We start from the raw sequence: 10474 nt of genomic DNA on the forward strand, positions 1-10474 counted from the left end.
CGGCCGGGCAATCGGGCGGCTGACCCGGCCGTATCAGCGGCAGCGGCTCCGCCGGTTCGAGCGCGGGGTCGTCGACGGCGAAGGTGCGCACTCTGCCGGGCTCCGACCAGGGCTCCTCGAAGCGGACGGTGACCCGGCCGACGCCGCTGCCCTGGATCCAGCCCGCCCCGTACTCGGCGTGCCGGACGTCCAGCCCGGGCAGCCAGCGGTGGGGCCGCGCCTCGGCCGCCTCCGCGCTCCCCTCCCGCCGCTCCCGCTCGGGCGCCGGTGCGTCCGTCGCTTCCGTCGCGGCCACGGCCGCGGCCTCCTCGCTCGCGGCCTGGGCGAAGGCGAAGAGGTCCTCCTGGGTGTAGTCGGCGAGGCCGGTGACGCCTACGCCCAGGAGCCGCACGCCCGCCGTGGTGTCGACGCCCTCCAGCAGCCGGGCGGCGGCCTCGCGCACCACGGTCCGGTCGTCGGTGGGCCCGCGGAGCGTCTCCGAGCGGGTCAGGGTCGAGAAGTCGTAGCGCCGCACCTTGATCACGACGGTGCGGCCGGAACGTCCGGCGGCGCGCAGCCGTGCGACGCACCGGTCGGCGAGGCGGGCGATCTCCAGCTGCACACGGACGCGATCGGTGAGGTCCTCCTCGAAAGTGTCCTCGACGGACACGGACTTGGCGTCCCGCTCGGCGACGACGGGCCGGTCGTCATGGCTGGTCGCCAGGGCGTACAGCCCCGCCCCGTGGGCCTTGCCGAGCAGCCGCACCAGCTCCGCCTCCCCGGCCTCGCCGGTCTCCGCGACGGTCGTGATCCCCGCGCGGCGCAGGGCCTCGGCCGTCGCGGGGCCCACCCCGGGGATGACGCGGACGGACATGGGGCCCAGCAGTGCCGCCTCGGTGCCCGGCTCGATGAGGAGCAGGCCGTCGGGCTTGGCCTGCTCCGACGCGATCTTGGCGAGCATCTTGGAGCCCGCGAGCCCCACCGATCCGCTGAGCCCCGTGGCGGCCCGGATGTCCCGCCGCAGCCGCTCCCCCACGGCGCGCACCGCCTGCGCGGTGGGCTCGACACCGCCCGCCTCCAGGTCCACGAAGGCCTCGTCGAGGCTGAGGGGCTCCACCAGCGGTGACAGCTGCCGCAGCAGCCCCATGACGACCTCGCTCACATCGCGGTAGAGCGTGAACCGCGGGGTGAGATAAGCGGCGTTGGGACAGAGCCTGCGGGCCTGGGCGGTCGCCATCGCGGAGCGGACGCCGAAGACCCTGGCCTCGTACGAGGCGGTGGCGACGACGCCCCGCGGGCCGATCCCGCCGACCACCACGGGCTTGCCGCGCAGGCTCGGCTTGGACGCCTGCTCCGCCGAGGCGTAGAAGGCGTCCATGTCGAGGTGCAGGATCGTCGGTGCGGCTCTCACACCACCGATGTTCCCGCACACCACTGACAATCGCGCTGACGTGCGACGGAGCGTCGGGCGGGACGGGGCCGGAGGTCAGCCCGCGCGGTTGCGGCGGCGGGCGAGCTCATCGGCGGGATTGTGGCCGACGAGGGTCTCACCGGTGTCCACGCGCTCGCCGTGCAGCTGGGAGAGCACGGCCTCGACATCGCGCCAGACGACGCCCACGGCGATGCCGAAGACGCCCTGGCCGCCCTGGAGGAGGTCGACGACCTCGTCCGGCGAGGTGCACTCGTAGACCGTGGCGCCGTCGCTCATCAGCGTCATCTGCGGGAGGTCGCCCACGCCACGCGCCCGCAGGTGCTGGACGGCGGTGCGGATGTTCTGCAGGGAGACACCGGTGTCCAGCAGCCGCTTCACGATCTTGAGGACGACCACGTCCCGGAAGCTGTAGAGCCGCTGGCTCCCCGAGCCGTAGGCGGGCCGTACGCTCGGCTCGACCAGACCCGTGCGCGCCCAGTAGTCGAGCTGCCGGTAGGTGATGCCCGCGGCGGCGCACGCCGTGGGCCCCCGGTACCCGATCCTGTCGGTCTCCGGCCCCTGCGGTGCGTTGACCGCTGCCGGAACGGCATGACGGGAGGGCTGTTCGACCGTTCCCCCGTACAGCGGATACGGATTGCCGACCGCTGTACCGTCGCCCATGCTTCTCACGCCGACCTCCGTCCTTGACCTGCCTTCTCGACGGTAGGCAGTCACTCGGGGCGCGTCAACGATCGCCACACTCGGCACGCCGAGTGATAATCACCCAGAGAGTGGTTTTACGTATCCCGGTGCCGGGAAAGGCTAATCGAATGCGCCGCGCCTGCTCGTCCCCAGGGCGCCGCGCGCCTCACTGGCTGCTGGTGCCGAAGTCCTCCGGCGAGATCTGGTCGAGGAATTCGCGGAACTTCTCGACCTCGTCCTCCTGCTCGTCCGGAATGGCGATGCCGGCGTCGTCCAGCACCCCGTCACTGCCGTAGATCGGCGTTCCGGTGCGCAGCGCCAGCGCTATGGCGTCGGACGGCCTGGCACTGACCTCCACCCCGCTGGCGAAGACGAGCTCCGCGTAGAACACGCCCTCGCGCAGGTCCGTGATGCGGACCTCGGTGAGCTCCTGCCCCACCGCTTCCAGCACGTCCTTGAAGAGGTCGTGGGTCAGCGGCCGGGCCGGGGCCATGCCCTGCTGGGCGAAGGCGATGGCCGTCGCCTCCCCCGGTCCGATCCAGATCGGGAGGTAACGGTCGCCTCCCACTTCACGCAGGAGCACGATCGGCTGGTTGGAGGGCATTTCCACCCGGACACCCACGACATCGAGCTCGTTCACACAGCAACCCTAGGACGTGCCCGGCAGGTTTGGGTAGTCGGGCACTCGCCGCTCAGTGCGAACGCGTCCGTAGAGCGGCCTGTACGAGCGCCGCGTGCAGGCGTACGGACAGGGTCGCGAGCTCCCGCGCGGTGGCCTCGGCGTGTGCTCTGGTCTGCGGGTTGCGGTGCCTGCGCAGCGGTGCGACCACTTGTTCGACAAGCCCGGCCTGGCGGTCGGCGGCGGCCTTGATGGCACGCAGGTGCCGCGGCTCCAGGCCGAACCGGCCCAGATCCGTCACCAGCTTGGCCACAAGGACCGAATCGGCGTCGAATGCGCCGTCCGAGTGGGGGGCCAGCAGCCCGTACGACTCCCACTCCGCCAGGTCACCCTCGGTGACCTCGGCGGCGGCCAGGAGCTCGGCACGGCCGATCCGGGCGGCCGTGGACCGCTCGAAGACGGGCACCACAGGGCCCTCCGCGGCGCCCCCCGGAGCGGCCGCGCCACCCTGGCCGTCGCCGGCGTCCGGCGCGGGCAGGCCGGGGGCGGGCAACTGGACGCGCTCGCCCCTGGCCAGCGCGTCGAGGTGCTCCCTGATGACCCTGAGCGGCAGGTAGTGATCACGCTGCATCCGCAGGACATACGCGAGCCGCTCGATGTCCTCCGTACTGAACTTCCGGTACCCGGAGGGCGTGCGCCGGGGCTCCACCAGGCCCTCGGACTCCAGGAAACGGATCTTGGAGATCGTGACTTCGGGGAACTCCTCGCGCAGCTGGTTGAGCACCGTGCCGATGCTCATCAGCCGCCCGTCCGCACCGGCGGCACCGGAAGAACCGGCGCCGCCCGACGGTGTCCGCAGCAATGGCCCTCCCCTCGAGGGTCAGACGCCCCGCTGGCTGCCGTAGAAGACCAGACGGTATTTGCCGATCTGGACCTCGTCGCCGTTGGCGAGCTCGACCGAGTCGATGCGCTCGCGGTTCACGTACGTGCCGTTGAGGCTGCCGACGTCGGCGACGGTGAAGCCACCGTTCTGCCCACGGCGGAATTCCACGTGGCGCCGCGAGACCGTGACGTCGTCGAGGAAGATGTCGCTCTGCGGGTGGCGGCCCGCGGTGGTCACCTCGCTGTCCAGCAGGAAGCGGCTGCCGGAGTTCGGCCCGCGGCGGACGACGAGCAGCGCGGAACCCAGCGGCAGCGCGTCCACCGCAGCCTGTGCCTCGGGCGAGAGCATGGGGATCGGCGTCTGACCGGTGGTCTCGGAGTCGTACGCCTCGAGGCCGGAGATGGAGATGGTCGAGGTCGTCTCGGAAGCCCGCTCCGCCACGGCTCCGGGGCGCAGAGGCGCACCGCAGTTGGAGCAGAACCGGCTGGCCTCGGCATTGCGATGGCCGCACCTCTGACACACCGGCAAGGCAAACCCTCCACCCGCACTCGAGGTCGCTGGTGCCCCGAAACCTATGCGTCCGGCCGCGGCAGGGTCAACAGCGGACGCGCCGTGACCGCCGTGGACGTCCGCGCCGGGCGCGGCCGTCTGCTCCTGGTAGTACGGACGCCCTTCCTGGGCGCCGCCACTGTCACCGCGCGACGCGCGGTGCCGCGCCGAACCGCTGCCACCGTCCTGGCGTGCGCTCTTGCCGAACAACTTCGCAAACAACTTCACGGGCGATTCCCCTTGACCGAAACAGACCCGCCCGTGGGGCAGGACAACCCTCGATGCACTCTCCGTCCGACCCGGACATCTTTACAACGTCCGTGGTCAACAGACAGTTTCCACCACGCACCCTCGACTTGGTGCGCCGACCCCCCGCAACCTCGTGGCCTCCGCGCGGAGCCTTTGGACCCGCCCGCCTCACTGCGATGACGACCGAGCGTAGTCAGGCCGCTTCGCCGGGCGCAAGGCGTCAACAACGATCTTCTCAGACCTGCTGACCGAGACGCCCGCCTGCTCCTTCTCCAGAGTCTGCACGACACCCCCGGGGATGTTCAGCGCGGGCTCCAGGTCCTGCGGTTTGCCGATCACCTTGAACACATAAGGCTGCGCGACTTTCTTGCCGTCGATCTCCACCTTCCCCGCGGCACCGGAGAAGTATGTGTCCGCAGTCACGCGGACATCGTTGATCTGGATCGCCTCGGCGCCCGCTGCCCGCAGCTCCTGGATGGCGTCCAGCAGCTTGTCCGGCTCGACCGCGCCCTTGGAGTCGCTCACCGTGAGCTCGATGCCGGGCCCCTGTGCCGCCACCGTGCCCGCGAGCACGGCCAGCTGCTGCTCCTTCTGCTCGGTCTGCTTGCGGGCCTCCGCCGCCTGGTTGGAGCTGCTCTCCAGCTCCGTCTTCTGGCTCTCCAGGCGCCGCTTCTCGTCCTCCAGGCGCCTGGTGCGGTTGTCCAGCTCGTCGAGGATGCGTACGAGGTCCTCCTGCCGGGCACCGCGCAGGGCGCTGTTGTCGCTCGTCGAACGGACCTGGATGGCCAGCCCGAGCCCGAGCACACAGAGCAGCAGGGCGACCGTGAGCTGGGCGCGCGTGAACCGTGGCGGCCAGAGGCCGTTCACCAGCCGCTGGCGACCCGTCAACGGCTGCGCTTCGGTCACCCTTTCCGGTTCTTCCGATGATGTGGCGGAAGGTTCCGGCACGGGCCCAGGGCCCGAAGGCGGCTGCAGTTTCTCTGGTTTGTCCGGCTTGTCGGCGGACGGCTGCTCCTCGACGGGCCCGTCCGCCGCCGCCCCTGGTCTGCCGGAGGGTTTCTCGGTTTTCTCCGGCTCACCCGCCTGCTCCGGCTTCCCGGCCTTGTCGGGTCTGCCCGCCGCGCCGGGTTCGTCCGTCGGCTGCGGCTCGTCGGCCGGGGTGGGCCCGCCGGGCGTGTCGTCGGTGCTCATGTCGGCCTCACGCCCGGAAGATGTGCCGCCGGATGGCGGCCGCGTTCGAGAAGATGCGGATGCCGAGGACGACCACGACACCGGTGGACAGCTGCGCGCCGACGCCCAGCTTGTCGCCCAGGAAGACGATCAGCGCGGCCACCACGACGTTGGACAGGAAGGAGACGACGAACACCTTGTCGTCGAAAATCCCGTCAAGCATCGCCCGGAGGCCGCCGAACACCGCGTCGAGCGCCGCGACGACGGCGATGGGGAGGTAGGGCTCGACCGCCGTCGGCACCACGGGGCGGACGACGAGTCCGACCACGACTCCCACGACGAGGCCCAATACGGCGATCACGATGTGCCCTTCCCTGTGTCGGTGCCGCCCTGTGCCGCGGCACCCCCTTGCGGCTTCGCTGTACGTACGATCAGGCTCGGCGCGGCCGGGAGCCGTACCTCGCTCTGGGGGGAGACGCTGAAGCGGATTCCGTAGTTCTGCTGCAGGGCACGCAGATAGAGCCCGTCGGCGCTGTTCTGGAACGCGGTGCTCAGGCGCTGCCCGTCGCCGATCGCCAGCACGGTGTACGGCGGCGGCAGCGGCTTGTTGTCGACCAGTATGGCGTCACCGGCGGCCCTGATCGCGGACAGCGCCGTCAGCCGCTGCCCGTTCACCGCGATCGCCTCCGCCCCCGACTGCCACAGGCCGTTGACGATGCGTTGCATGTCCCGGTCGCGCACCCGGCCCGTGTCGGAGAAACCGCTGCTCTCGCGCGGACCGCTGCCGCCGCTCTGCTTGGTCTGCTTGGCGTCGTCCACCACCAGCTTGACGCCGGGCCCCTGCACCGGGGTGGCACCGGCGAGCAGGGCGACCAACTCGGCCCGGTCGCCGCCGTGCTGCTGCAGGACGTCGCGCTGCTTGGTGCCGACCGCGGCCCGCAGGGCGTCGACGTTCTTCTGCAGCGCGTCGGCGTCCGTGGTCTCCTTGTCGATGCGGTCGATGAGCTGCTGGCGTTCCTTGGCCAGTGTCGGTGCCGATATCCGCGCCTGTGCCGCCCCGAGGGTCACCACCACGGCGGCGAGCAGGAGGGCGCCGGCGAGCCCCAACTTGGCCCGCAGTCCGGTCGGCAGCCCCTTGTCGCCCGCCGCCTCCCGCCGGGCCGCGGCCTCGGCGTAGCCCTCGTCCAGGCTGTGGTGCATCACATTGGTCAGCAGCGACATGGAGGCATCGGGGCGAGGGGACGGCGAAGCCGTGCTCCGAACGGGGGGCTGCTGCGACATGCCGCACATCGTCGCACGTCGGGGCCGCTGTCTCCCAATGGCCCCACCGGCGTGCCGGATCCGGGAACGAGGAGACAGCGGCCCCCGACGCGCGCCGGCGGTCCGCCCGGATCAGCGCCCGGCGCCGTCCACGACCGCCGACCACTCGTCGAGCAGCGCCTGGGCCGAGGCGTCGTCAGGGCCCTCCGCCCACAGGTGCGTCACGGCCTCCGCCGGGTCCGGCAGGACCATCACCCAGCGGCCGTCCGCCTCGACGACCCGTACGCCGTCGGTCGTGTCCACCGAGCGGTCACCTGCCGCCTCGACCACATGACGCATCACCAGGCCCTTGACCGCCCAGGGCGTCGCGAGGTCACGGCGGAGCACATGGGCCCGCGGAATCCTGGCGTCTATCTGGCTGAGCGTGAGCTGGGTACGTGCCACCAGCCCGATCAGCCGGACGAAGGCGGCCGTGCCGTCGAACACGCTGCTGAACTCCGGCACGATGAAGCCGCCGCGCCCGTCCCCGCCGAAGATGGTGGTCTCCGCGCGGCCGACCCTGGTCAGATCGTCTGGGGAGGTCGTCGTCCACTCGACCTGCGTACCGTGATAGGCGGCCACCTGCTCGGCGATACGGGTCGTGGTGACCGGGAGGGCCACTTTGCCGCTGCGCCGTTCGGCGGCGACCAGGTCGAGAAGGACCAGCAGCGCCCGGTCGTCCTCCACGATGCGACCGCGCTCGTCGACGAGGGAGATGCGCTCCCCGACCGGGTCGAAGCGCACGCCGAAGGCGGCCCGCGCCGACGCGACGATCTCTCCGAGCCGCACCAGCCCCGAACGCCGCGCCTCGGCGCTCTCGGTCGGGCGGGACTCGTCGAGCCCCGGGTTGATGGTGAAGGCGTCCACGCCGAGCCGGCCGAGGAGACTGGGCAGGAGAAGGCCCGCACTGCCGTGGGACGCGTCGACCACGACCTTCAGCTCAGCCTCGGCGACCCCGCTGGTGTCCACGGACCTCAGCAGCGAGCCGGTGTAGGAGTCGTAGACGCTGGAGGGGAAGGACAGGTCGCCGATCTCCCCGGGGAAGGCCCGCCGGTACTCCTGGCGGGCGTAGACACGGTCGAGCTTGCGCTGGCCCGCCTGGGAGAGGTCGGCGCCGCGCTCGTCGAAGAACATGATGTCCACGGAATCCGGCACGCCCGGAGAGGTACGGATCATGATGCCGCCCGCGCTGCCCCGCGCGGTCTGCTGCCGGGCGACGGGCAGGGGGACGTTCTCCAGGTCCCGTACGTCTATGGCGCTGGCCTGGAGCGCGGAGATCACGGCACGCTTGAGCGCCCGGGCGCCACGGGAGTGGTCGCGCGCGGTGGTGACGGTGGAGCCCTTCTTGAGCGTCGTGGCATAGGCTCCCGCGAGCCGTACGGCGAGTTCGGGGGTGATCTCGACGTTGAGGATGCCGGAGACCCCGCGGGCGCCGAAGAGGTGGGCCTGGCCGCGTGACTCCCAGATGACCGAGGTGTTGACGAACGCGCCCGCCTCGATCGTCTTGAAGGGATAGACGCGGACGTTGCCCTGAATAATCGATTCCTCACCGACGAGGCACTCGTCGCCGATGACGGCGCCGTCCTCGATCCGGGCGGCCCGCATGATGTCGGTGTTCTTGCCGATGACACAGCCCCGCAGATTGCTCTGCTGGCCGACATAGACGTTGTCGTGGACGACGGCCTTGTGGAGGAAGGCTCCGGTCTTGACGACGACGTTGGAGCCCACGACGGTGTGCTCACGGATCTCGGCGCCCGCCTCGACCTTCGCGTAGTCGCCGATGTAGAGCGGTCCACGGAGGACGGCGTCGGGGTGGACCTCCGCGCCCTCGGCGACCCAGACGCCCGGCGAGATCTCGAAGCCGTCCATCTCGACGTCGACCCGGCGTTCCAGGACATCGGCCTGAGCCTTGACATAGCTCTCGTGGGTGCCGACGTCCTCCCAGTAGCCTTCGGCGACATAGCCGTAGATCGGCTTGCCTTCCTTCATCAGCTGGGGGAAGACATCACCGGACCAGTCGACCGGGACGTCGGGCTGGACGTAGTCGAAGATCTCCGGCTCCATGACATAGATGCCGGTGTTGACGGTGTCGGAAAAGACCTGGCCCCAGGTGGGTTTCTCCAGGAAACGCTCGACCCGGCCGTTCTCGTCGACGATGGTGATGCCGAATTCGAGGGGATTGGGCACCCGGGTGAGACAGACGGTGACCAGTGCGCCCTTTTCCTTGTGGAATCGGATCAGGTCTGTGAGATCGAAATCGGTGAGGGCATCCCCGGAGATCACCAGAAAGGCGTCGTCCTTCAGCGCCTCCTCGGCGTTCTTGACGCTGCCCGCGGTGCCGAGTGGCTTTTCCTCGTTGGCGTAGGTGAGCTCCATGTCGAGTTCCTCGCCGTCCCCGAAGTAGTTCTTGACGAGGGAGGCGAGGAACTGCACGGTCACCACGGTCTCGGTGAGTCCGTGCCGCTTGAGCAGTCTCAGCACATGCTCCATGATCGGCCGGTTGGCCACCGGCAGGAGCGGCTTGGGCATGCTCGAGGTCATGGGGCGAAGGCGAGTGCCTTCGCCACCGGCCATCACGACGGCCTTCATGTCGGAAGCGTCCTCCTTGAGAGACGACGGTTTTCCCGACTGAACGCGCCCGGGGCGGCCGGCGTATCCCCCGTACGCCATTGGACCCCGGTGGGGCCTGGAACTACGGCGAGGTCAGTCGGGCCTGGCGGTCCGCCTTGACGAGTCGGCGGACCTGAACCACATAGAGGACTCCTGCCCACCAGTAGAGCGTTGTACCCCATCCGGCGAACGCCCATCCGAAAATCGCCGCGAGTGAGCTCAACCAGCTCGAACCCTCACTGAGAAGCAGCAACGGGAACGCGTACATCAGATTGAACGTGGCGGCCTTGCCGAGGAAGTTCACCTGCGGCGGCGGATAGCCATGACGGCGCAGGATCCACACCATGACCAGCAGCATCGCTTCGCGGGCCAGAAGGGCGGCGGTGAGCCAGAGCGGAAGGATCTCCCGCCAGGTGAGGCCGACCAGTGTGGAGAGAATGTAGAGCCGGTCGGCGGCGGGGTCGAGAAGTCTGCCGAGACTGCTGATCTGATTCCAGCGCCGGGCGAGCTTTCCGTCGAGGTAATCGCTGATGCCGCTCAGGGCCAGCACCAGCAGGGCCCAGCCGTCACTGTTATGACCGTCGAGCTCTGGCCGGAGGATCAGCCACAGGAAGAGGGGCACACCGACGAGGCGGGCCATGCTGAGGATGTTCGGGATGGTGAGGACGCGGTCGGTCTGTACGCGCGTCTCCTGGACCTCCACCCGGGGGCCTCCTGTGGGGGAATGTACCAACGATGCCCCACGACCCTACCCGGAGTTGCGACCGGCGAGTGCAGAGGGGTCGGCTGTCCGGATCGACTTCCGGGGCGACTGTCCGGAAAACATGTCCGGAAATGCAGAAGAGCCCCGACAAACCTGTCGGGGCTCTTCTATCTAAAATTTGTTCGGCGGCGTCCTACTCTCCCACACGGTCCCCCATGCAGTACCATCGGCGCTGAAAGGCTTAGCTTCCGGGTTCGGAATGTAACCGGGCGTTTCCCTAACGCTATGACCACCGAAACA

General features: G+C 69.8%; 10 protein-coding genes and 1 rRNA gene. All 11 read right to left on the bottom strand.

Annotation, left to right across the window (positions count from 1 at the left end):
* Nucleotides 1-1390: DNA polymerase IV (locus tag K6I34_RS22215; RefSeq protein WP_229328086.1), on the bottom strand; the 1390-nt coding region annotated here is incomplete at its 3' end.
* A 75-nt stretch (nucleotides 1391-1465) separates the two neighbouring features.
* Entirely contained in the window at nucleotides 1466-2080 is a 615-nt protein-coding gene (locus K6I34_RS22220; protein ID WP_229328087.1) for a MerR family transcriptional regulator, read from the bottom strand.
* A 178-nt stretch (nucleotides 2081-2258) separates the two neighbouring features.
* Complete coding sequence (locus K6I34_RS22225) at nucleotides 2259-2732, bottom strand: bifunctional nuclease family protein (RefSeq protein WP_004002801.1); 474 nt, start codon at nucleotides 2730-2732, stop codon at nucleotides 2259-2261.
* 52 nt (nucleotides 2733-2784) lie between these two features.
* Complete coding sequence (locus K6I34_RS22230; RefSeq protein WP_229328088.1) at nucleotides 2785-3573, bottom strand: MerR family transcriptional regulator; 789 nt, start codon at nucleotides 3571-3573, stop codon at nucleotides 2785-2787.
* Nucleotides 3574-3591: 18 nt separating this feature from the next.
* A complete protein-coding gene (locus K6I34_RS38955) occupies nucleotides 3592-4413 on the bottom strand; it encodes an FHA domain-containing protein (RefSeq protein WP_374230989.1) in 822 nt (273 codons plus the stop codon).
* Nucleotides 4414-4560: 147 nt separating this feature from the next.
* On the bottom strand, nucleotides 4561-5583 hold the full coding sequence (locus tag K6I34_RS22240) for a DUF881 domain-containing protein (protein WP_229328089.1): 1023 nt from the start codon (nucleotides 5581-5583) through the stop codon (nucleotides 4561-4563).
* A gap of 7 nt (nucleotides 5584-5590) precedes the next feature.
* Nucleotides 5591-5923 carry a small basic family protein gene (locus K6I34_RS22245; RefSeq protein WP_121803377.1) on the bottom strand — a complete coding sequence of 111 codons (333 nt, stop codon included), beginning with the start codon at nucleotides 5921-5923 and terminating at the stop codon, nucleotides 5591-5593.
* A complete protein-coding gene (locus K6I34_RS22250; protein WP_229328090.1) occupies nucleotides 5920-6843 on the bottom strand; it encodes a DUF881 domain-containing protein in 924 nt (307 codons plus the stop codon). Before K6I34_RS22250 ends, K6I34_RS22245 begins: the two co-directional genes overlap by 4 nt.
* A gap of 111 nt (nucleotides 6844-6954) precedes the next feature.
* The gene (locus K6I34_RS22255) at nucleotides 6955-9450 is read right to left on the bottom strand and encodes a mannose-1-phosphate guanyltransferase (RefSeq protein ID WP_229328091.1); all 2496 of its coding nucleotides are present in this window, start codon (nucleotides 9448-9450) and stop codon (nucleotides 6955-6957) included.
* A 103-nt stretch (nucleotides 9451-9553) separates the two neighbouring features.
* Nucleotides 9554-10174, bottom strand: a complete 621-nt coding sequence (locus tag K6I34_RS22260; RefSeq protein ID WP_229328092.1) for a CDP-alcohol phosphatidyltransferase family protein — start codon at nucleotides 10172-10174, stop codon at nucleotides 9554-9556.
* Between the two features lie 180 nt (nucleotides 10175-10354).
* A 5S ribosomal RNA gene (rrf, locus tag K6I34_RS22265) occupies nucleotides 10355-10471 on the bottom strand.
* Between the last annotated feature and the right edge of the window lie 3 nt (nucleotides 10472-10474).

Origin of the sequence: Streptomyces sp. UNOC14_S4 (assembly GCF_020740835.1) — a bacterium.
Classification (GTDB): Bacteria; Actinomycetota; Actinomycetes; order Streptomycetales; family Streptomycetaceae; genus Streptomyces.